Raw genomic sequence first — 25614 nt, forward strand, 5'->3', positions numbered from 1 at the left:
CACCACGTCAACGGCAAAGATTCCCTCCATGTGCCCCACGATTGCCACAACCGCCAGCCAGGCCTTTCCGCTCACGTCGCCGCAGCGTGAGATCTGGTTTGACCAGATGTTGCATTCGCATGTGCCGCTGTACAACATCGGAGGGTATTTTGAAATCAACCGGGCGGTGGATGCCCGGTTGTTTGCCCAGGCCGTCCAGCGGCTGGTGGCCGGACATGACGCCCTGCGCACCGTCTTGCGGGCGGTGCCGGGGTCCGAGTTGCCGGAGCAGACTTATCCGGGTGCGCCGGCGGTGGACGTTTCGCTGCCGGTCCTTGATTTTTCCGAGGAAGATTCTCCTGAACAGGCCGCTGCGTGCTGGATGCAGGCGCAGTTCATCGCCCCGTTCACCCTGCACGACCAGCGCCTGTTCCGTTTTGCGCTGATCCGGCTGCAGGAAAACCAGTACAAGTTCTTTTTTGTCTACCACCACCTCATCACCGATGGCTGGGGTATCTCGCTGCTCAACCGGCGGCTGGGGGCCATTTACGGCGCGATGTTGCAGGACGGCGGCGAATACAGACCGAACGACTGGCATTTTCCTGAATACCAGGCGTTCATAGAAAATGACCAGCACTACACGAGGTCAGCGCGTTTTGCAGATGACCTGCGCTACTGGGCCGACAAATACCAGACGCTGCCCGAGCCGCTGTTCAGGAAAAGCACGTCGCGCACCGCCGACCGCAAGGTGCTGTCGGAGCGTCAGGTGCTCTGGCTGGGCCGGACGTTCTACAACCGCGTGATCGCCTTCGCCAAGGACACCGGGGCGACGCCGTTCAACGTCATGCTCAGCGCCCTGTACGTGTATTTCACCCGCACGGCCCGCCGGGACGAACTGGCGGTCGGCCTGCCCATCCTCAACCGCGGGGGCGCCGCGTTCAAGGACACCGTCGGCCTGTTCATCAACATGATTCCGTCCCGGTTCAGTTTCGGGACCGGGCTGAGTTTCCGGGAATTGCTGCAGGCGGTGGGCCGAACCCTCAAGTCCGACTATCGCCACCAGAAACTCCCCATCGGCGAGCTGTACCGTGCCATGGATTTCCACAAATCCGGCCAGCGCAACCTGATCGACCTGCAATTCAATTACGCCAAGCACGACCACGACACGGAATCCGGCGTATTTCAAGGCAACACCATCGCCCTGACCAACGACAGCAAACAAAGCCCGCTGATCATTTCCGTCTGGGAATTCCACGACGACGATGAAGTGCAGGTGGATTTTGTCTACAACCTGGCCTATCTGGACACGGCCGAGGCCAAGCGCATCCAGTCCGGTTTCCTGCAGGTTCTGGCGCATGTGCTGGACGATGCAGACAGCGCGGTCAGCACGATTCCCCTGCTGAGCCAGGCGGAACAATTGCAGCTCGCCGCCTGGAATCAGAACCCGGCGACCTCGACGACCCCGGCCGCGCCGCCCGCGACGCTGGTGGAACTGTTCGAGGCACAGGCCGCACAGCATCCGGACCGCACGGCCGTGGTGTATGACGGGCAGCCACTCAGCTACGCCGATCTGAACCAGCAGGCCAATCGGCTGGCGCACGCCCTGATCGGCCTGGGCGTCGTGCCGGACACGCTGGTCGGCCTCTGCACGGCGCGTTCGCTGGAGATGGTGGTCGGCCTGCTCGCCATCCTCAAGGCGGGCGGCGCCTATGTGCCGCTGGACCCGGACTACCCGCCCGAGCGCCTCGCGTTCATGCTGGAGGACTCGGCCGTGAAGGTGCTGCTCACCCAGAGTGCGCTGCTGAAGTCCCTGCCGGACCACGCGGCAACCACGGTGTGCCTGGACAGCGACCAAGCCACGATTGCCAGCTTCCCGGCGCACAACCCGGCCGTCCGGCTGCAGCCGGACCATCTGGCCTACGTGATCTACACCTCCGGCTCCACCGGCAAACCCAAGGGCTGCCTGGTGACACACGCCAACGTCACGCGCCTGTTTGCGGTGTCCGAGCCGCTCTACCATTTTGGCGCCGACGACACCTGGACACTGTTCCACTCCTACGCCTTCGACTTCTCGGTCTGGGAACTCTGGGGCGCCTTGCTGTATGGCGGCAAGCTGGTGGTCGTGCCTTACCTGACCAGCCGCGACCCGGCCGCGTTCTACCAGTTGCTCATCACGCAGCAGGTCACGGTCCTCAACCAGACGCCCTCGGCCTTCCGGCAACTGATCCAGGTGGACCGGCAACCGGACCAGTTGGCCCTGCGCCACGTCATTTTTGGTGGCGAAGCACTGGACTGCGCCGCGCTTCAGCCGTGGTTCGCGCAGCATGGAACCCGTCAGCCGCAACTGACCAACATGTACGGCATCACCGAAACCACGGTGCATGTCACCTATTGCCCGCTCACCGGCGACGAGACCGAAAGCGGCAACATCGGGCGCCCGCTGGCCGATCTGCAGGTCTGGATTCTGGATGCCCATCAGCAACCCGTGCCCATCGGCGTGGCCGGTGAGATGTTCGTGGGCGGCGCGGGCGTCAGCCGCGGCTACCTGAACCGGCCGGAGCTGACCGACAGCCGCTTCATTGAAACCACCTTGCTCGGCCAGACACACCGTCTGTACAAGACCGGCGACCTGGCGCGCCAGTTGCCCGACGGCAGCCTGGAATACCTGGGGCGGATCGACCAGCAGGTCAAGATCCGTGGTTTCCGGATCGAGCTGGGCGAAATCGAGACCCTGCTGACCCAGCACCCCGCCGTGCAGGAATCGGTCGTGCAAGCCCATGGCCAGGGCGACAACACCCGTCTGGTGGCGTACCTCACGCTGGCGCAGCCGCTGGCCGATGCCGAGCACGGCCTGCGCGTCTGGCTGGCGGGTCGGCTGCCGGACTACATGTTGCCCTCGGCCTTCATCGTGCTGGAACGTTTCCCGCTGACGGTGAACGGCAAGATTGACCACAAGGCCCTGCCCGCGCCCGACGCCGTGGAGCGCACCGGTTTTGTGGCGCCGCACACCCCGGCGGAGTGCCTGATTGCCGGCCTCTGGCAGAAAACGCTCGGCGTGGAACAGGTCGGCGTTCACGACGACTTCTTCGCGATCGGCGGCAACTCGCTCAACGGCATCCGCTTCATCAACGAGCTGAACGCCACGACGCAGGAAATCTTCCACATCTACGACCTGTTCGCGGCGCCAACGCTGGGGCAGTTCGTCGAGGGCATGCGGGCGCACTACCCGAACCTGATGGCGCGGCTGGACGGCACCGCCTCGGCCGCCACGGCGGAACAGACCGCGCGCGACCGGCTGGCCGACGGAGACTGGGCACAGCTCCAGCAACTCCTCCCGAAGCAGCAGTTCCGCCCGCGTCGATCGACGCGCAAGAACCCGCCCGCCGTGTTCATCCTGGCGCCGCCGCGCTCGGGCACGACGCTGCTGCGCGTCATGCTGGGTGGTCACCCGGGGCTGTTCGCGCCGCCGGAGCTGGAACTGCTCGGCTTCAACGACCTGCGCGAGCGCGCACAACGCTGTGCCGAGCACGACACCTTCTGGCTGCAGGGCACCGTGCGGGCGCTGATGGAGCTGCACGGCTGCAGTGCCGACGAGGCCTGGCAGCGCATGGCGCAGTTCGAGGCGCAGGATCTGGACACCGGCGACTTCTACCGCGTGCTGCAGGACGCCGCGCCGGGTCGGCTGCTCGTGGACAAGACGCCTTTTTACAGCGTCAGTGCCGACATCCTGCGCCAGGCCGAGGCGCTGTTCGACGGTGCGCTCTACATCCACCTGCAGCGCCACCCGCTGGGCATGATCCGCTCGTTCGAGAACGCGCGCATGGAGCGCATCAGCGCCGGCCACCCCTACGCCGCGCCGCTGGCCGCGCTGGCCGAATCGGGCTCCTCGACCCGGATGGCCGAGCTGCTGTGGTGGCAATGCAACCAGAACATCGTCGACTTCCTGGCGACCATCCCGGCCGAGCGCCAGCACCGCGTCAAGTTCGAGGAGCTGACCGCGCAGCCGCGCACCACCGTGCAGGCGATGTGCGATTTCCTCGGCCTGCCGGTGGACGGTGCCATGCTCGATCCCTACCAGGACAAGAAGCAGCGCATGACCGACGGCGTCCACGCCGAAGGCCACATGCTGGGCGACATCAAGTTCCACACCCACCAGAAGATCGATGCCCAGGTGGCCGAGAGCTGGCGCGACGCCTACAAGGAAGACTTCCTCAGCCCTGACACCTGGGTGCTGGCCGAGAGGCTGGGCTATGCGCGCGATCTGCAAGGGGTCACCATCCCGCGCCTGCCGGCACAGCAGCCGCGTCCGCTGTCCTATGCCCAGCAGCGGCTGTGGTTCCTGGCGCAACTGGAAGGCCAGAGCGCCACGTACAACATTCCCCTGGCCCTGCGCCTGACCGGGCGGCTGGACCAGGCCGCGCTGCGCCAAGCCTTTGTCACCCTGATCGAGCGGCATGAAAGCCTGCGGGCGACCTTCCCCACGGTCAACGGCGCGGCCAGCGTGCGCGTCGGTGCGCCATTCGACCCGCTGACGCTGGTGGAACCGCCCGCGCTGCCGGCCGCCGCCCAGGCGCAATGGCTCGGCCGGTGGCTCGACGAGCAGGTTCACCGGCCGTTCGACCTGGAACGCGGACCGCTGCTGCGCCTGCACCTGCTCCGAACCGGACCGGAGGACCACGTCCTGCTGGTCAACATGCACCACATCATCAGCGACGGCTGGTCGATGGGCGTGCTGGTGAAAGAGTGGTCGCAGTTGTACAGCGCCGCCGTCCAGCAGACCGCGCTGCAGCTCCCGGCCTTGTCCATCCAGTACGGCGACTACGCGGCCTGGCAGAAGAACTGGCTGGAGCAGGGGGTGCTCGCCCAGCAGTTGGCCTACTGGCAGGAGCAACTGGCCGGCATGCCGCACCTGCTGGAACTGCCGACCGATTTCCCGCGCCCGGCCGTCATGCGCCACCAGGGCCGGCACCTGAAAAGCCATGTCAGCGCCGCACTGACCGACCAGCTCCGCCGCATCAGCCAGGACCACGGGGCGACCCTGTTCATGACCGTGCTGAGCGCGTTCAACGTGCTGCTGCACCGCTACAGCCAGCAGACCGATCTGGCGGTCGGCACCCCCATCGCCAACCGCCACCAGCACCAGACCGAAGGCGTGGTTGGCTTCTTTGTCAACACGCTGGTGCTGCGCAGCCGGATCGACCCCGAACAAGGGTTCCTGGACCTGCTGCGGCAGGTGCGGCAGACCGCGCTGGAGGGCTACCGCCACCAGGATGTGCCCTTCGAGCTGCTGGTCGAGCGGCTCAACCCGGCGCGCAGCATGAGCCATTCGCCGCTGTTCCAGGTCATGTTCATGCTGCAGTCGATGCAGCAACCGGCGCTCGCCGGGCTGGAGATGGCGGTGCTGCAGCCGGACTACCAGGTGGCCAAGTTCGACCTGACCCTGACCGCGTCCGAACAGGCTGACGGGCTGGCCTGCACCTGGGAATACGACAGCGACCTGTTCCATGCGGACACCGTGGCGGCCCTCGCCCGGCATTTCGAAGTTTTGCTGCAAGGGCTCTGCGCCGATCCGACCCAGGCGGTCGGCCGGCTGCCGCTGCTGACCCCAGACGAGGTCCAGCGCCTGATAGCGACCCGACCGACGGGCTTCCAGAATGAGGGCACCGAGCGCACCGTCATCGTCCAGTTCGAGGCCCAGGTCACCACCCATCCGGACAAAGTGGCCGTGGTGTACGACGATCAGCACCTGACGTATGACGGGCTGAACCAGCGCGCCAACCAGTTGGCGGGCTACCTGATGGAACTGGGTGTCGGCCCGGACACACTGGTCGGCCTGTGCGTCGAACGCTCGCTGGACATGCTGGTGGGCCTGCTGGGCATCCTCAAGGCCGGCGCCGCCTACCTGCCATTGGACCCGGACCAGCCGCAGGAGCGCCTGCGCTTCATCCTGGAGGACGCGGCCGTCCCGGTGCTGCTCACCCAGGCACACCTGCAAGACCGCCTGCCCTCGGACAGTGGCTTGCGGGTGGTGGCCCTCGACAAGGACTGGGAACAGATCCAGCGCTATGCCCCGCAGAACGTGCCGACCTGCACCGCGCCGCACCACCTGGCCTACGTGATCTACACCTCCGGCTCGACCGGCCAGCCCAAGGGGTGTCTGGTCACGCACGCCAACATGAGCCGCCTGTTCACCGAGACGGACCACTGGTACCACTTCGACGCACGGGACGTGTGGACACTGTTCCACTCCTGCGCCTTCGACTTCTCGGTGTGGGAGATCTGGGGCGCGCTGCTGCATGGCGGCAAGCTGGTGGTCGTGCCCTACCTGACCAGCCGCGACCCGGAAGCGTTCTACCAGTTGCTGATCGACCAGCAGGTCACCGTCCTCAACCAGACGCCTTCCGCCTTCCGGCAGCTCATCGGCGTGGACACCCAGCCCGAGCGGCTGGCCCTGCGCGAGGTGATCTTTGGCGGCGAGGCCCTGGACCGCGCCATCCTGGCGCCCTGGGTGGCCCAGCACGGCGAGACGCGACCGCGTCTGGTCAACATGTACGGCATCACGGAAACCACCGTGCATGTCACCTACTGCCCGCTGGGCGGCACGCAGGGCGATGCGCAGCCGATGGCCGGTGACATCGGCGTGCCCATCCCCGACCTGCAGGTCTGGATCCTGGATGCACTGCAGCAACCCCTGCCCGACGGCGTGCCCGGAGAAATGTACGTTGGCGGCGCAGGCGTCACCCGCGGGTACCTGAACCGCCCGGCGCTGACCGCGGCACGCTTCGTCGAGCTGGACCTGTTCGGCCGGATCGAGCGGCTCTACCGGACCGGCGATCTGGCGCGGCGCCTGCCGGATGGCAGCCTGGACTACCTGGGACGGATCGACCACCAGGTCAAGCTGCGCGGTTTCCGCATCGAACTGGGTGAAATCGAAGCGGTGCTGAACCAGCACGATGCCGTGCAGGAAGCCGTGGTGCTGCTTGACGATGCCATGGGACAGGCCCGTCTGCTGGCCTACGTGGTGCCGACCGTTCAGGCCGAAGCGGCGGAACGGTCTGACCACCTGCGCCAGTGGCTCAAGAGCCGGCTGCCGGACTACATGGTGCCGACGGGCTTCCAGTTCCTGGACGTGTTGCCACTGACTGGCAACGGCAAGATCGACCGCCGCGCGCTCGCCGCCCTGGGGGTGGATACCGCCGAACGCCGTCCGACCGAGCCGCCCAGCACCGTCGAGGAACAACGCCTGGTCGCCCTCTGGGCCGAAGTGCTGCGTCTGCCGCCCGAGCAGATTGGTGCGCATGACAACTTCTTCCACCTGGGGGGGCACTCTCTGCTGGCCACCCAGCTGATCTCGCGCATCCGCACGGCCTTTGCCATCGAACTGCCGCTTCGGCAGCTTTTCGAGCGGCCGACCGTGAGCGAGCTGTCCCGGCTGATCGGGGACATGAGCCCGTCCACCACGGACCTCATGGAAATGGAAGAGGGCGAGCTGTGACCCGCAGGCGTTGCCTCCAGCGATGAATCAGCAGAACAGCCTGAGTCCGGATCTGAAAACAATTGAACGAAGACAAGACATGAGCCACATCGACCACATCGAAGATCGTCTGTTTGCACTCCAACAAAAGAACATCGAGATCTGGGCGGAAGGCGACAAACTGCGTTTCAAGGCACCCGCTGGCGCACTTACGGAAGGTGTGCGTGCAGAGTTGAGCGAGCGCAAGGGCGAGATCCTGGAATTCCTGCGCCGCAAGGCCTTGTTCGAACAGCCGATTCCCCGGCTCGCCGAAGGCACGGTGGTACCCGCCTCCTTCGCGCAGCAGCGCTTGCTGTTTCTCGAACAGATGGAGGAACAGCAAGCGGTCTACAACATCCCGGCGGTCTTCCGCTGCGAGGGCCGGCTCGATCCCCGGCGGCTGGCGACCTCGCTGAACGCGCTGGTCGAGCGCCACGAGAGTCTGCGCGCCTGTTTCCCCGTGGTGGACGGGCAGGCGGTGTCAGGCGTGCGCGAGGCTTACAACCCGCTGCACATCACCGACCTGCGCACGCTGGACGAGCCCACCCGGCGCGAGCGGGTCGAGGAGTTGCTGGCCGTGCATGCGCAGCAGCACTTCGACCTCGCCCAGGGCCCGCTGCTGAGCCTGGAACTGATCGAATTGGGCGAGGACGAGCAGATCCTCGCCTTCAACACCCACCACATCATCAGCGATGGCTGGTCGGTGGGCGTGATGATCCGGGAGTGGAAGGCGCTGTACGACGGGCTGGTGCTGCCGCCGTTGCCGATCCAGTTCAACGACTACGCGGCCTGGCAGCGGCAGTGGCTGGATCAGGGTGTGCTGGCCAGCCAGCTCGGCTACTGGAAGACCCAACTGCAGGGCCTGCCCGACGTGCTGGAGCTGCCCACCGACTTCGCGCGCCCGGCGCTGATGCGCGTGCAGGGCCGGCACCTGCAGGTCTCGCTCGACGCCGACCTCGGCTCGCAGGTCCGGCAGTTCAGCCAGGCCCACGGCGCCACCGTCTTCATGACGCTGCTGGCGGCGTTCGACGTGCTGCTGCACCGCTGGAGCGGGCAGGACGACCTCGCCGTCGGCACCCCGATCGCCAACCGCACGCACCCGCAGACCGAAGGCCTGATCGGCTTCTTCGTCAACACGCTGGTGCTGCGCTCCCGCTTCGACGGCACGGCGAGCTTCCTCGACGTGCTGCACGGCGTGCGCCAGACCGCGCTGTCGGCCTATGCACACCAGGACCTGCCCTTCGACTACCTGGTCGAGCAGCTCAACCCGACCCGCAGCACCGGCCACACGCCGCTGTTCCAGGTGATGTTCGCGCTGCAGAACGCGCACCAGGAAAGCCTTGAACTCGGCGGCGCCCGCCTGACGCTGCAGCCGCCTGCCCACCCGATCGCCAAGTTCGACCTCTCGCTCAGCGTCGTCGAACAGGACGGCCGGCTCGACTGCGACTGGGAATACCGCACCGACCTGTTCGAACCGGACACCGTCGCGCGCGTGGCGGGCCGTTTCGAGCAACTGCTGCGCGGTGTGCTGGCCGAGCCGGCGCGGCCGGTGGGGCGTGTGCCGATGCTGACACCGGCCGACGTGCAGCAACTGACGGCCTGGGGGCGCCATCCGCTCGATCTGCCGACCGACCGGACGGTGGTCGATCTGTTCGAGGCGCAGGCGGCACGCCACCCCGAGCACACGGCGCTGGTCTTTACCGATCAATTGCTGAGCTACGGTGAACTCAATGCCCGCGCCAACCAGTTGGCGCAGCACCTGATCGCGCTCGGCGCCGGGCCGGACACGCTGGTCGGGCTGTGCGTCGAGCGGTCGGTCGAGATGATCGTCGGCCTGCTGGCGATCCTGAAGGCGGGCAGCGCCTACCTGCCGCTTGACCCGGAGTACCCGCAGGACCGGCTGAATTTCATGCTGGAGGATGCCGGCCTGCAGATCCTGCTGACACACAGCGCGTTGCAGGCGCGCCTGCCGCAGGCGGCGGGAACGACCATGTGCTGCCTCGACCGCGTGACGCTGGACGACGCCGCCCGCGGCAACCCCGCGCGCCGCAGCGGGCCGCAGCACCTGGCCTATGTCATCTACACCTCCGGCTCCACCGGCCGCCCCAAGGGCGTGATGATCGAGCACGCGGCGCTGGCCAACTATGTGCAGTCGATAGCGCGTCAGTACCAGCTCACGGCGGCGGACAGGGTGCTGCAGTTCTCGTCGATCAATTTCGATGCCTCGGCCGAGGAGATCCACGCCACGCTCGCAGCAGGCGCCTGTCTGGTGCTGCGCGACAAGGACATGCTCGGCACCGAGCAGGATTTCCTGGACGCCTGCAGCCATCACGGCATCACCGTGTTCCCAGGCCCAACCGCTTACTGGCACCAACTGGTCAGTGCCCAGGTGCGTTGGCCTGAACGCCTGCGCCTGGTGATCATCGGCGGCGAGGCCGTCTCCGCCCCGCATGTGCAGCAGTGGCTGCAGTGGCGACGGGAAGGCAGGCTGACCGCACAGCTCGTCAACAGCTACGGGCCGACGGAGGCCACGGTCGCCGCGACTGCCTGCTGGATCGACCAGGCCGCCGCGCCGACGGGCAGCGCGTCCATCGGCCGGCCGCTGCCGAACACCCGCATCCACCTGCTCGATGCGAACCTGCAACCCGTGCCGCCGGGCGTGGCCGGCGAGCTGTGCATCGCTGGCGCCGGGCTGGCCCGCGGCTACCTGAACCGGCCGGACCTGACGGCCGAGAAGTTCGTCGAGGTCGAGGTCTTCGGTCAGCGCAAACGGGTCTACCGCAGCGGTGACCTGGCGCGCTGGCGAACGGACGGGCACCTGGAGTACCTGGGCCGCCTGGACACGCAGGTCAAGCTGCGCGGCTTCCGCATCGAGCTGGGCGAGATCGAAGGCGCGCTGATGCGGCATCCGGCGGTGCGCGAGGCCGTGGTGATCGTCCACGGCGACGGGGACGACCGCGCCCTGGCCGCCTATGTCACCACCCGGGAGACCGCCGGGGCCACGGCGACAACCGATCTGCCAGCGGCGCTGCGCACACTGCTGCGCGAGGGACTGCCGCAGTGGATGGTGCCGGCCAGCTTCACGGTGCTGGAGGCGCTGCCGCTGAACCCGAACGGCAAGGTCGATCGCAAGGCATTGCCAGCGCCCGAGCGCGCGTCGGCGGCTTCTACCGCGGCGCGCCTGCTGCCGCCGCAGACCGCGCTGGAGCAGCAGATCGCCGAGATCTGGCAGGCCGTGCTCAAGCGCGAGCAGGTCGGCATCGACGACAACTTCTTCGACCTGGGCGGGCACTCGCTGCTGCTGCTGCAGGTGCTGGGTCGGCTGCGCGAGCGGCTGGGCCGCAAGCTGCCGGTGGTGACGTTGTTCCAATTTCCGACCATCCAGTCGCTGGCGGCGCACCTGTCCCGCAGCGAGAACGAGGCCGCTGCGGCGACCGACCGACCGACGGAGGCCACACCGCCCGCGGCGACACGGCCGACCACCGAACCCGATGACGGCGACGACATCGCCATCATCGGCATGGCCGGCCAGTTCCCCGGCGCCGCCGACATCGAGGCCTTCTGGCAGAACCTGCGCGACGGCGTCGAGTCGATCCACGTCTTCAGCGACGACGAGCTGCTGGCCAGCGGCGTCGATCCGCAGGTGTTCAACCGGCCCGACTACGTGCGCGCGGCCGGCACGATCGAGCGGCCCGACTACTTCGATGCCGCCTTCTTCGGCTATCCGCCACGCGAGGCCGAGCTGCTCGATCCGCAGCAGCGGCTGTTCATGGAAACCGCGTGGACCGCGCTGGAGCACGCCGGCTACGCCGTGGGCGAACTCGCGTTCCCGGTCGGTGTTTTCGCCGGGGCGGGGTCGCCGACCTATTTCTTCAACAACCTGTGGCCGAACCAGGCGTTGCGGGCGCAGTTCGGCCAGCAGCAGCTCCTGATGGGTGGCGACAAGGACTTCGTCGCCGCGCGCGCGGCGTACAAGCTCGACCTGCGTGGCCCGGCCATCAGCCTGAGCACCGCCTGCTCGACCTCGCTCGTCGCCGTTCACGTGGCGCGCCAGAGCTTGTTGCAGGGTGAGTGCCGCATGGCGCTGGCCGGCGGCGTGACGGTGTTCTTCCCGCAAAAGCAGGGCTACGTCTACCAGCAAGGCGCGATCCTGTCGCCCGACGGCCACTGCCGCGCCTTCGACGCCGACGCCGAGGGCTCGGTCGGCGGCGCCGGGGTGGCCACGGTCGTGCTCAAGCGGCTGCGCCACGCCCGCGAGGACGGCGACACCGTCCTCGCCGTCATCAAGGGCTCGGCCATCAACAACGACGGCATTGGCCGCGTCGGCTTCACCGCGCCGAGCGTCGAGGGCCAGTCGCGGGTCGTGCGCGACGCGATGCGCGGCCTCGACTTTGAGTCCGTCAGCTACATCGAGACCCACGGCACCGCCACGCGGCTGGGCGACCCGATCGAGGTCAGCGCGCTCAACCAGGCGTACCGGACCGGCACGCGCAAGACCGGCTACTGCGCGCTCGGCTCGGTCAAGACCAACATCGGCCACCTCGACACCGCCGCGGGCGTCACCGGGCTGATCAAGACGGTCCTGGCGCTGCAGCACCGCGAGATCCCCCCGACGCTGCACTTCAAGCAGCCCAATCCGCAGATCGACTTCGACGACAGCCCGTTCTTCGTCAACGCGGCGCTGCGGCCGTGGGCATCCGAGACGCCGCGCCGCGCGGGCGTCAGCTCCTTCGGCATCGGCGGCACCAACGCCCACGTCGTACTCGAAGAGGCGCCCGCGCAGACCTCCGACCCGGCGCGGCCGTGGCAGTTGATCTGCCTGTCGGCCAAGACCGAGACGGCGTTGCAGCAGTACCGCCACGACCTGGCCGGCCACCTGGCGCGCCATCCCGACGTGAACCTGGCCGATGTCGCCCACACCTTCCACGTCGGCCGCGCCCGCTTCGCGCACCGCGGCTTCATCGTGGCGCGCGACGCGGCGGAACTGATCGCACAGATCGGGCAGGAGAAGTCCCGCCACTGGCAGCGCGGCCGCGTTGATGGCGCCCGCGCCCGGGTGGCGTTCATGTTCCCCGGCCAAGGCTCGCAGTACCCCGGCATGGGCCGCGGCCTCTACGAGCAGGAAACCGTCTTCCGCGACGCGGTGGACGAGTGCGCCAAGCTGCTGCAACCCCACCTGCAACTGGACATCCGCGCGCTGATCTACCCCGAAGCCACGGACGCCGCCGCCGCCGCGCTGAAGGGTTCGCAGGCGGCGCAGCCCGCGCTGTTCACGGTCGCGTATGCGCTGGCCCGGCTGTGCCTGTCGTGGGGCATCGAGCCGGTGGCGATGATCGGCCACAGCATCGGCGAGTACGTCGCGGCGTGCCTGGCCGGCGTGTTCTCGCTGGCCGATGCGCTGGAGCTGGTGGCCGTGCGCGGTCGGCTGATGCAGCAGGTGCCGGCCGGCGAGATGCTGGGCGTGATGCTGCCGTGCGAGGAGGTCGAGGCGCTGCTGCCCGAGGGTGTGCACGTCGCCGCACACAACGCACCCGGTCTCACCAGCGTGTCCGGCTCGCCCGAGGCGATCGGCCGCCTCGTCGCACTGCTGCAGGAGCGGCGCATCCTGTTCAGCCGCCTGCAAACGCTCAACGCCGCGCACTCGCCGGTGATGGCGCCGGTGCTGGAGCCGCTGCGCACACACCTGCGCACCGTGCGGCTGAACCCGCCGCAGCGGCCCTTCGTCTCGAACCTGACCGGCACCTGGATCACGCCCGAGCAGGCCACCTCGGCCGACTACTGGTGCGAGCACCTGCGCCAGCCGGTGCGCTTCACCGAGGGCTTGCAGACGCTGGCCGCACAGGGCGCCGACCTGCTGCTCGAAGTCGGCCCGGAGATGGTGCTGACCAGCTTCGCGCAGCAGCACCGGCCGCAGCTCAAGCTGACGGCGCTGAACCTGCTGCGCAGCGCAGCGTCCACGCAGGACGACCGCGCCTGGGTGCTCGGCGCGCTGGGGCAGCTCTGGCTGAAGGGGGTCGCCATCGACTGGGCGGCGCTGCACAGGGCCGAGCGGCGCCTGCGGCTGCCGCTGCCGACCTACCCGTTCGAGCGGCAGCGCTACTGGATCGAGCCGATGCAGCACCTGCCGGTGACTGCGGGCACGGCGACGGCGGCAGCCACGGCGACGACCTTGGCCGTACCGGTCGGCGGCAGTTGCACCGTCACCGGCCTGCCGTCCGGGAACCGCCCGGACCTGCCGACCGACTACCTGGCCCCGGTCACGGCCACGCAGCAGCAGCTCGCCGCGATCTGGCAGCAACTGCTCGGCATCGAACCGATCGGCCTGCACGACGACTTCTTCCGGCTCGGCGGCAACTCGCTGCTGGGCGTGCAGGTGCTTTCCCGACTGCGTGAAGCCTTCGCGGTCGAGATCCCGCTCAACGCGCTGTTCGTGCAGCCGGTGCTGGAAGACCTGGCCGCCTGGCTCGACAGCCAGTCCCGCCAAGGTCACACCCCGGTGGCCACCCTGCCGCCGATCCGCCCGCAAGCCGCGGACGCGCCGCTGGTGATGTCGTTCTCGCAGCAGCGCCTGCGTTTCCTGGCGCAGATGGATGACGACCAGGGCGAGAGCGCAACCTACAACCTGCCGGGTGTCGTTCACCTGGCTGGGCGGCTGGACGAGGCCGCGCTTCGCCAGGCGTTCATCGCGCTCGTGCAGCGCCACGACAGCCTGCGCCTGTCCTTCCCGCTCATCGCGGGCGAGGCCGTGGTGCGCAAGGGCGAGGTCTATGACCCGGTGGTGATCGACGACCTCCTCGACCAGACTCTTGAGGAGCGCCAGGCGGTCAGCCGCGCCTGGATGACGCGCCATGCCCAGGCGCCGTTCGACCTGTCCACCGGCCCGCTGCTGCGGCTGCACGTGCTGCGGCTGGCCGAGCAGGAGCACCTGCTGCTGGTCAACATGCACCACATCATCAGCGACGGCTGGACCATCGGCCTGCTGATCCACGAGTGGTGCCAGCTCTACAACGGCCTGGTGCGCGGCGAGCCGGCGGCGCTGCCGGCGCTGCCGATCCAGTACACCGATTACGCCGCCTGGCAGCGCCAGTGGCTGCAGGGCGAGGTGCTGGCGCGGCAGATGGACTACTGGGGCCACAAGCTTGCCGGGGCACCGGAGCTGCTGGAGCTGCCGACCGATTTCCCGCGTCCTGCCGCGATGCGCTACCAGGGCGCCCACCAGCGTCTGGTGATGCCGGCGGAGCTGGGGCAGCGCCTGCAGACCTTCGGGCAAGCCCACGGCGCGACCTTGTTCATGACGCTGATGGCAGCCTTCAAGGTGCTGCTGTACCGCTACAGCGGCCAGACCGACCTGCTGGTCGGCACGCCGGTGGCCAACCGCACGCAGCGCGACACCGAGCACCTGGTCGGCTTCTTCGTCAACACGCTGGTGTTGCGCGACGTGCTCGAACCGCAGGGCGATTTCCTGCAGGTGCTGCAGCAGGTCAAGCAGACCGAGCTGGACGCCCATGACCACCAGGACCTGCCGTTCGATCACCTGGTCGAACACCTGAACCCGGTGCGCAGCCTGAGCCACTCGCCGCTGTTCCAGGTGATGTTCGCGCTGCAGAACGCGCCGGCCCACGGGCTGGTGCTCGACGGCCTGCAGCCGACGCTGCTCGAATCCGATGTCCGGACCGCGAAGTTCGACCTGACCCTCAGCGTCGAGGAGCGCGACCAGACGCTGGCCTGCGACTGGGAGTACAGCACCGACCTGTTCCGGCCCGAGACGATCGCGCGGATGCACGCGCACCTGCAGGTCCTGCTGGAAGGCATCGTGGCCGAGCCGCGTCGGTCGATCGCCGGTCTGCCGATGCTCACGGAGGCCGACAAGGCACAGTTGCTGGCCTGGAACCAGACCGAGGTGGCGTATCCGCAGGAGTTGACGGTGGTCGATCTGTTCGAACAGCAGGTGGACCGGAGGCCCGATGCCCTGGCAGCGGTGTTCGAGGGCGCGACGCTGAGCTACGCCGAACTCGATGCCCGCGCCAACCAGGTCGCGCACGCGCTGGTGGCCCGTGGCGTCGGTCCTGACACGCTGGTCGGGTTGTGCGTACCGCGCTCGCTGGAACTGGTGGTCGGCCTGCTGGGGGTGCTCAAGGCGGGCGGCGCGTATGTGCCGCTAGACCCGGACTACCCCGAGGAGCGCTTGCGCTTCATGGTCGAGGATGCGCAGGCAGCGGTACTGCTGACGCACTCGGCGGTGCCGGCGCTGCCGGCCAGCGCCACTTTGGCGCTACAGCTCGACGACGTGGCGGCGTGGGCGACCTTCTCCGACGCCCGTCCGGCACGAAGCATTTCGCCGCAAGATCTCGCGTACGTGATCTACACCTCCGGCTCCACCGGGCGTCCCAAGGGGGTGATGCTGGCGCACACGGGGGCTGTCAACCTGGCGCTGGCGCAGCGTCAGATGCTGGATGTGGAGCCGGACAGTGCGGTGCTGCAGTTCGCTTCGCTGAGCTTTGACGCGGCCACCTGGGAAGTCCTGATGGCCCTGTCAACTGGTGCGGCCCTGCACCTTGTCCCGAGCCAGCGCCTGCGCGAGGATCTGCTCGCCGTGCTGCGGGAACAGGCCATCACGCACGCAACGCTGCCGCCGTCGATGGTGGCGGTGCTGCCGCCTGAAGCGCTGCCGGCTCTGACCACCCTGGTGGTGGGCGGCGAGGCCTGTTCGCCAGCGCTGCTGGCGCACTGGGCATCCGGTCGCCGGTTCATCAATGCCTACGGTCCCACCGAGACGACGGTGTGTTCCACGGTCAGTGTCTGCACACCGGAGATGCACCGTGCACCGATCGGCCGGCCGCTTGCCAACACGCGCCTCTATGTCGTGGACGATGCCTTCCATGTGCTGCCGCCGGGTGTGCCGGGCGAGCTGTGCATCGCCGGTGTCGGCCTGGCGCGCGGCTATCTCAACCGGCCGGAGCTGACGGCCGAGAAGTTCATCACCGCCGAGGTGCTCGACCGCACCGAGCGGCTTTACCGCACCGGCGACCTGGTGCGCTGGGGCGCCGATGGTCAGTTGGACTACCTCGGCCGCATCGACCAGCAGGTCAAGCTGCGCGGTTTCCGCATCGAGCTGGGCGAGATCGAGTCGGCGCTGATGGCGCACGCGGCGGTCAGCGCCGCGACGGTGGTGCTGCGCGAGCGTGAGGGGCTGAAGGCGCTGGCGGGCTATGTGGTGCTGCGCGCGGCGGTGGAGCCGGACGCGCTCAAGACCTGGCTGCAAGCGCGGCTGCCTGAATACATGGTGCCGGCGACGCTGACCGTGCTCGACGCGCTGCCGCTGACGCCCAACGGCAAGGTGGACCGCAAGGCGCTGCCCGAGCCGGTGGTGGCACTGTCGTCCGGGCGGGCACTGCGCGGCCCGACCGAGGAACTGCTCGGCGCGCTCTGGGCCGAGATGCTCGGATTGGGCAACGCCGCGCTGTCGGCCGCATCGCACTTCTTCGATCTGGGCGGGCACTCGCTGCTGGCCGCGCGTGCTGCCGCGCGCATCCGTGCGCAGCTCGGGGTGGACTGCCCCCTGCGGACGTTGTTCGAGCGGCCGGTGCTGGCAGATCTGGCCACTTGGCTGGACGCGCAGCAGCGCGGCGCGCCTCTGGAGGACATCACGGCGCTGGCCGAGGGCGAGCCGCAGGTGCTGTCGCCCGCGCAGCAGCGGCTGTGGTTCCTGGCACAGCTCGAAGGGCCGTCCAGCACCTACAACATGCCCGCGGCCCTGCGCCTGACGGGTGATCTCGACGAGGCGGCCCTGCGCGCGAGCCTGGTGGCGCTGACGGCGCGCCAGGCCAGCCTGCGCCAGCATTTCCCGGTCGAGGCCGGTCAGGCACGGCTGCACGAGCGTGCGCCGTGGGATCCGCTGGAACTGGTCGATCTGCAGTCGCTGGACGCCGTGACCCAGGCCGCCGAGGTCGAGCGCCTGGGCCATGCACACGCGCTGGCCCCGTTCGACCTGGCGCAGGGGCCGCTGTTCCGGGTCAGCCTGCTGCGCCTAGCACCGACCGCGCATGTGCTGCTGATCAACCTGCACCACAGCATCGCCGACGGCTGGTCGATCGCCGTGCTGGTGCGCGAATGGGGCGTGCTGTACGACGCCTGTTGCCGGGGCACCGCGCCAACGCTGGCGCCACTGCCGGTGGCCTACCGCGACGTGGCGGCCTGGCAGCAGCGCTGGAGCCTCGGCCCGGCGGCGGCCGAGCAGCTCGCCTGGTGGACGGCGCAGTTGCGCGGCGCGCCCGCGCTGCTGGAGCTGCCGACCGACTTCCCCCGTCCGGCCCGGCAGAGCTACCGGGGGACGAGCTTTGCCCGCACCCTCGATCCGGCACTGAGCCAGGCCGTCGCGGCCCTCGCCCGTGCGCAGGGCGCCACCGTCTTCATGACACTGATGGCGGCATTGCAGGTCGTGCTGCAGCGCCACAGCGGCCAGGACGACATCAGCGTCGGCACCCCGGTGGCCAACCGTGGCCACGCGCAGACCGAGCACCTCGTCGGCCTGTTCGTCAACACGCTGGTGCTGCGCAGCCGCATCGACCCGCAGCAGCCCTTCACGGCGCTGCTGGCGCAGGTTCGCCAGACCGCGCTCGGCGCTTTCGCGCGCCAGGAACAGCCCTTCGAGCGGCTGGTCGAGGCACTGCAGCCCGGGCGCAGCCTGGCCCACGCGCCGCTGTTCCAGGTCCTGTTCGTGCTGCAGAACAACGAGCAGATCGACACGCGCCTGGAGGGCCTGCAGATCACGCCGGTGGCGCGGACGAGCAGCGTGGCCAAGTTCGACCTCACGCTGAACGCGCTGGAGACGCCCGAGGGGCTGGTCTGCGACTGGGAGTTCGCCACCGATCTGTTCACGCCGGCACGCATCGAGCGGCTGGCGGCGCACTTCGAGCAGGTACTGCGGGCGGTCACCCGGCAGCCCGACACGCCCGTGCGCGACATCGACATCCTGACCGAGGCCGACCAGGTGCAATTGCTGGCCTGGAACCGGACCGAGTCGGCGCATCCCCAGGATCTGACACTGGTCGATCTGTTCGAGCGGCAGGTCAACGCCACGCCCGAGGCCATCGCGGTGGTCTTCGACGGTGCGTCGCTGAGCTACGCCGAGCTGGAGCGGCAATCCAACCGGATCGCGCACGGTCTCGTCGCCCAGGGCGTCCGAGCCGACGCGCTGGTGGGGCTGTGCATGCCCCGCTCCCTGGAGATGGTCACGGGCCTGCTGGGCATCCTCAAGGCGGGCGGGGCCTACGTGCCACTGGATCCGGCCTATCCCTCCGACCGCCTGGCCGCCATGGTCGAGGACTCGCAGGCCACGGTGGTGCTGACGCACTCCGAGGTCGAGCAGCGCCTGCCCGACGGCGCAGCGCGGAGGCTGCTGATCGACGCGCCGGCGCTCTGGCAGGTCTGGCCCGACACCCGGCTGGCGCGCCGCGCCGCGCCGACCGACCTGGCCTATGTGCTGTTCACCTCCGGTTCCACGGGCCGTGCCAAGGGTGTGACCATCGAGCATCGCAGCACCGCCACCTTCCTGTTCTGGGTACGCGAACACTTCGATGCCGCGCTGCTGCAGGGCATGCTGGCCTCGACCTCGATCAACTTCGACCTGTCGGTGTTCGAGCTGTTCGGCCCGCTGTGCTTCGGTGGCCGGGTGCTGCTGGCGCGCAATGCGCTGCACTTGCCCGAGATGGCCTGCCGCGATGAGGTCACGCTGATCAACACCGTACCGTCGGCCATGGCCGAGCTGGTGCGCAGCGCGCAGGTGCCCCGCTCGGTGCGGGTGGTCAACCTGGCCGGCGAGGCGCTGCAGAACGCGCTGGTGCAGCAGATCTATGCATTGCCGCACATCGAGGCGGTGAACAACCTGTACGGTCCCTCGGAAGACACGACCTACTCGACCTGGACCACGACCGGACGCGGGGCCTGCAGCGAGCCCACGATCGGGCGACCGCTGCCCGACACGCGCGTCTACATCGTGGACCGTGACCTGAACCCGCTGCCGCCCGGGGTTCCTGGCGAGCTGTGCATCGCCGGCGCGGGCCTGGCGCGCGGATACCTGAATCGCCCCGAACTCACGGCGGAGAAGTTCATCACCCGCGAGTTGCTCGGTTGCACGGAGCGGCTCTACCGCACGGGCGACCTGGTGCGCTGGAGCGCGGATGGCGATCTGGAGTACCTCGGTCGCCTCGACCACCAAATCAAGCTGCGGGGTTTCCGCATCGAGCTGGGCGAGATCGAGTCGGCGCTCAATGCCCATGCAGCGGTGAGCGCGGCCGTGGTCGTGTTGCACGAGCGCGAAGGGGTCAAATCCCTGGCCGGCTACGTCGTGCCCTGCGCGCCGGTGCAGTCCGCCGAGCTGAAGGGCTGGCTCGGTGGCCGCCTGCCGGATTACATGGTGCCGGCCAGCATCACCCTGCTGGAGGCCATGCCGCTGAACCCGAACGGCAAGATCGACCGCAAGGCGCTGCCCGAGCCGGACCTCTCCAGCGCGGGGGCCAGCGGCCCGGCCCAGGCGCTGCAGACCCCCGTCGAGCAGATGCTGTGCGCGCTGTGGTCGCAAGTGCTGAAGCAGGACATCACCGACACGCACAGCCACTTCTTCGACATCGGCGGCCACTCGCTGCTGGCCACACAGCTCGTGTCGCGCATCCGGGAGGGCTTCGGCGTCGCGATGTCGTTGCAGACGGTGTTCGAGCAACCGGTGCTGGCCCAGCAGGCCCGCTGGCTGGAGCAACAGCAGCGCGGCCAGACCGCCGAGGTACTCCCCCTGACGCCGGCCGGCGACGGCCCGCGCGTGATGTCCTACGCCCAGCAGCGGTTGTGGTTCCTGTCGCATCTGGAAGGCCAGAACGCGGCCTACAACATGCCGCTGGGGCTGCGCCTGCGCGGTGTGCTGGACGAAGCGGCACTGCGCCAGGCCTCGTGTGCGCTGGTCGAGCGCCACGAGAGCCTGCGGCTGTGCTTCCCCGAGGTGGACGGCCGCGGCACCGTGCAGCGCCTGCCGGTCTACGACCCGCTGAGCCGGGAAGACCTCTCGGCGCTGCCTGAGGCCGAGCGTCAGCAGCAACTCGACGCGCAGCTTGCCCGCCACGGTCGGGCCGCCTTCGACCTCGACGCCGGGCCGCTGTTCGCGTTGCACCTGCTGAAGCTGGACGCGCACGACCATGTGCTGCTGTTCAACATGCACCACATCATCAGTGACGGCTGGTCGATGGGCGTGATCGTGCGCGACTGGAGCGCGCTGTACGACGCGGCGCGCCAGCAGCAGGCGCCCGTGCTGCCCGCCTTGGCAATCCAGTACACCGACTACGCCGCCTGGCAAAAACGCTGGCTGTCCGGCCCGGCGCTGCAGGAGCAGCTCGGCTACTGGCGCGACACGCTGGCCGAGGCGCCGGAGCTGCTGGAACTGCCGACCGACTTCTCGCGGCCGGCGGTCAAGACGTATCAAGGGCGTCACCTCGGCTCGGTGCTGCCGGCCGACCTGGGCGCGGACCTCCGCCGCCTCTGCCGCGAACAGGGTGTCACGCCCTACATGGCGCTGCTGGCGGCGTTCAAGGTGCTGCTGTACCGCTACAGCGGCCAGACCGACCTGCTGGTCGGCAGCCCGATCGCCAACCGCACCCAGGGCCAGACCGAGGACCTGATCGGCTTCTTCGTCAACACGCTGGTGATGCGCAGCCGGCTCGACGCCGGTGAGAGCTTCGAGGCGCTGCTGCGCCAGGTACGCCGCACCGCGCTGGGCGCCTACAGCCACCAGGACATCCCCTTCGAGTACCTGGTCGAGAAGCTCAACCCGGCACGCAGCACCAGCCACTCGCCGCTGTTCCAGGTGATGTTTATCCTGCAGAACACGCCGATGGGCGCGCTGTCCTTCGGCGAGACCGAGGTGTCGGTGCTGGAAACCGAGCTGACGACGGCCAAGTTCGACCTGACGCTGAGCATGACCGAGCAAGGCGGGCAGTTCCTGTGCGACTGGGAATACGCCACCGACCTGTTCGAGGCAGAGAGCATCCGGCGCATGGCGGGCCACTTCGAGGCGCTGCTGCGCCGGCTGGTGCAGGCACCGCAGCAGCCGTATGCCAGCTTCTCGCTGCTGACGCCGGCGGAAGCACAAGAGCTGCAGGGCTGGAACCGCACCGCGTTCGACTACCCGCGCACGCAGACCCTGGTGGACCGGTTCGAGGCGCAGGTCGCGCAGCGTCCCGGCGAGGTCGCGGCCCGCTTCGGCGACGAGGCGCTCACCTACGCGGAACTCGACCAGCGCGCCAACCGGTTGGCGCACCACCTGATGGGGCTGGGCGTCGGGCCGGACGCGCTGGTCGGCCTGTGCGTGGAGCGCTCGCTCGACATGCTCGTCGGCCTGCTCGGCATCCTGAAGGCCGGCGGCGCCTATGTGCCGATGGATCCGGAGTACCCGCGCGAACGCCTGCAGATGATGCGCGAGGACGCCGCGATGGCGGTGCTGCTGACCCAGGAGTCCCTGTGCCCGCTGCTGTCGCCGAGCGACACGACCATGGTCTGCCTGGACCGTGACGCCGCGGCCATCGCACAACAGCCTGCCGAAGCGCCCCCCCGGCGCAGCGGCCCCGGCGATCTCGCTTACGTGATCTTCACCTCCGGCTCCACTGGCCGACCCAAGGGCGTGATGATCGGGCACGGCGCGCTGCTGAACTTCCTGGGCTACATGCAGCAGCGCCTGGGCGTCCAGCCGCAGGACCGGCTGCTCGCGCTGACGACGCTGTCCTTCGACATCGCCGGGCTGGAGCTGTGGCTGCCCCTGGTCAGCGGCAGCCCGGTCGTCATCGTCTCGCGCGAGACGGCGATGGACGGCGAGCGGCTGATGCAGGAGATGGCCGAGCGCCAGATCACCGTCATGCAGGCCACGCCGGCGACCTGGAAGCTGCTGCTGCAGAGCGGCTGGCAGCAGCAGACGCCGCTGACCCTCCTGTGCGGCGGCGAGGCGATGCCGAGTGAGCTGGGCCGCAAGCTGCTCGCCAACAGCCGGCAGCTCTGGAACGTCTATGGCCCGACCGAGACGACCATCTGGTCGTCGATGCAGGACGTGACGAGTCACCCCGAGCGCCCGCAGCTCATCGGCCAGCCGATCGGCAACACGCTGGTCCACATCCTCGACGCGCAGGGCTGCGTCGTGCCGCCGGGCATGCCCGGCGAGCTGTGCATCGGCGGTGACGGGCTGGCGCGCGGCTACCTCGGCCGCCCCGACCTGACGGCGGAGCGCTTCATCGAGATCGACCTGTTCGGCGAGCGCACGATGCTCTACCGCACCGGCGACCTGGCGCGCTGGCTGCGCAACGGCACGCTCGAATGCCTGGGCCGCATCGACCACCAGGTCAAGGTGCGCGGCTTCCGCATCGAACTCGGCGAGATCGAGGAGGTGCTCAACCAGCATCCCCGCGTGCGCGAATCGGCGGTCATCACCGATGCGACACGCGAAAGCCTGCTCGCCTACGTGGTGCCGCAGGACGAAGCCTCGTCCGAAGACGCTGCACCGGAAGGCCGCGAGGACCAGATCCGGCACTGGGAACAGGTCTGGAGCGACGCCTACAGCCAGTCCGGCGACGACATCGAGGACCGGCAGCGCAACGCCATCGGCTGGAACAGCAGCTACACGCTGGAGCCGATCCCCGAAGCCGAGATGAAGGACTGGCTCGACGCGACGATCGAGCCGATCCTGGCGCTGGCCCCGAAGCGGGTGCTGGAGATCGGCTGCGGCACCGGCATGCTGCTGTTCCGCCTGGCGCCGCACTGCGCGCACTACACCGGCGCGGACATCTCGGCCCAGGCACTGCACTGGATCGAGCAGCAGAAAGCCGGCTGGGACTTCGGCGACCGCGTCACGCTGCTGCACGCGGCGGCCGATCGCATCGAAGGGGTCGAGCCCGGTTCGGTCGACCTGGTCATCATCAACTCGGTCATCCAGTACTTCCCGTCGGTGGAGTACCTGGTCGAGGTGCTGCGCCGGGCGGTCGCGCTGCTGGCGCCGGGCGGACGGATCTTCGTCGGCGACGTGCGCAACCTGCAGTGGATGGAGGCCTTCCACGCCTCGATCCAGCTCTTCCAGGCGCAGGACGGCCTGTCGGTGAAGGAGTTGCAGCAGCGCGTGCGCGCCAGCCTGGCCCGCGAGCGCGAGCTGCTGGTCGATCCGGCCTTCTTCACCGCGCTGCGCCAGCACCTGCCGGCCATCACCGGGGTGGACGTCCAGCTCCGGCGCGGCGTCGCCCACAACGAGATGAGCTGCTTCCGCGTCGATGTGACGCTGCAGGTCGGTGGCGCGGCGGCGGCGGCGGTGCGTGCGCAGCCGCCGGTGCGTCGCCTCGACTGGGCCGGCGACGGGCTGACGCTGGCGCAGCTCGGCCAGCGGCTGTCCGAGCTGCAGGCCGATGTCATCGAGATCGAGTGCATCCCCAACGCCCGTCTGGCCACGGAGCAGCAGGTGCTGGAGCGGCTCGACCACTTCGACGGCACGGTGGCCGATCTGAAGCAGCAGGTGGACGTGCTAGGCGACGAGTGGGTGGATCCGGCGACGCTGCGGGCGCTGGCGCGCGAGGCGTCATGGCACTGCGCGCTGCACCACGCGGACCGCTTCCACTACACCGCGGTGCTGCAGCGCGTCGTGCCCGGCACCGACACGCCCGCACCAATCCTGCCGCGCGCGATGGCCGAGGCCTCGACGGCGGCGCCGCGTTCGTGGCGCAGCTACGCCAACACGCCGGCCTTCGACATCCTCGACCGCACCGCGCTGGTGGCCATGCTGCGGGAGCATCTGCAGCAGCGGCTGCCCGCCTACATGGTGCCGGCCAGCTTCACCGTGCTCGACCGCCTGCCGCTCACGCCCAACGGCAAGATCGACCGCAAGGCGCTGCCGGCGCCGGACTCGCAGCGCCGCGACACGACCCACCACGCGCCGCGCGACACGGTCGAGCTGCAACTGGTGCAGATCTGGGAAGACCTGCTCAAGGTGCGCCCGGTCGGCATCCGCGACCCGTTCTTCGAGCTGGGCGGGCATTCGCTGCTGGCGGTGCGCATGGTGGCGCAGATCGCGCAGGTCTTCGGCCAGCGCCTGAGCCTGACGACGCTGTTCCACCACACCACCATCGAGTCGCTGGCCACCGTGCTGCGCCAGCGCACCGACGCACGGCCGTGGTCCTGCCGCGTGCCGATCCAGCCGGCGGGTCAGGCCACGCCGCTGTTCCTGGTCCACCCGGCCGGCGGCAACGTGCTGTGCTACCTCGAACTGGCGCAGCAGCTCGGCACCGACCAGCCGGTCCACGCCTTCCAGGCGGAAGGTCTGGAGGACGGCCAGACCCCGTCCACCGAGGTGGCGGAGATGGCCCGCACCTACCTCCATGCGATGAAAGAGGTGCAGCCGCACGGGCCGTACCAGCTCGCCGGCTGGTCGTTCGGTGGCCTGGTGGCAGCGGAGATGGCGGCGCAACTGCAGGCCCGGCACGAGTCGGTCAGCTTCCTGGGCATGCTCGACGCGATCGCACCGCAGGTCATCCGCGACCTGACGCCCGAGCCTGAGGACGATGCGCAGTTCTTCGCCGATTACTTCGCGGCGTCGGACGCCACGCTCGACCTCGACCACCTGCGCCGGCTCGACCCGCAGGCGCAGCTCGACCACGTCGTCGAGCAGGGCCGCCAGCTCGGCGTCTTCCCGGCCGACGTGGAGGTCGCGCAGACCCGGCGCCTCGTGCGGACCTACCGCAGCAACATGGCCGCCGCTCTGCGCCACCACCCGAAGCCGCTGTCGGTGGCCATCACGCTGTTCCAGGCCACCGAGCGTCGCCCCGAGGATCCGGCGCTGCCGGCCGACCACGGCTGGCGGGCCTGCACCACCGGCCCGGTCGAGGTGGTGGTCGTGCCCGGGCAGCACCACACGATGGTGAGCCGGCCGCACGTCGAGGTGCTGGCGCAACGGCTGAAGGCGGGTCTGGAGCTGCGCCAGCGCACGGCCCGGCTGCCTGCACCGGACGTGGTGCCGGCCTGATGCCAACAGAACAACCGGATCCATCACCGAATGGACGACTGACATGACGACTGCATTGATGAACGACAGCCAAGGAAACCAAGGAGATCAC

The 25614-nt window shown here is 68.9% G+C and carries 2 protein-coding genes; both read left to right on the top strand.

What is annotated here, in order from left to right:
- Positions 1-28: 28 nt before the first annotated feature.
- A complete protein-coding gene (locus RMP06_RS17455) occupies positions 29-7474 on the top strand; it encodes a non-ribosomal peptide synthetase (RefSeq protein ID WP_310463066.1) in 7446 nt (2481 codons plus the stop codon).
- Positions 7475-7553: 79 nt separating this feature from the next.
- Complete coding sequence (locus tag RMP06_RS17460) at positions 7554-25523, top strand: non-ribosomal peptide synthetase/type I polyketide synthase (protein WP_310463067.1); 17970 nt, start codon at positions 7554-7556, stop codon at positions 25521-25523.
- The last annotated feature ends 91 nt before the right edge of the window (positions 25524-25614 follow it).

Origin of the sequence: Sphaerotilus sp., from assembly GCF_031429695.1 — a bacterium.
GTDB lineage: Bacteria > Pseudomonadota > Gammaproteobacteria > Burkholderiales > Burkholderiaceae_C > Sphaerotilus.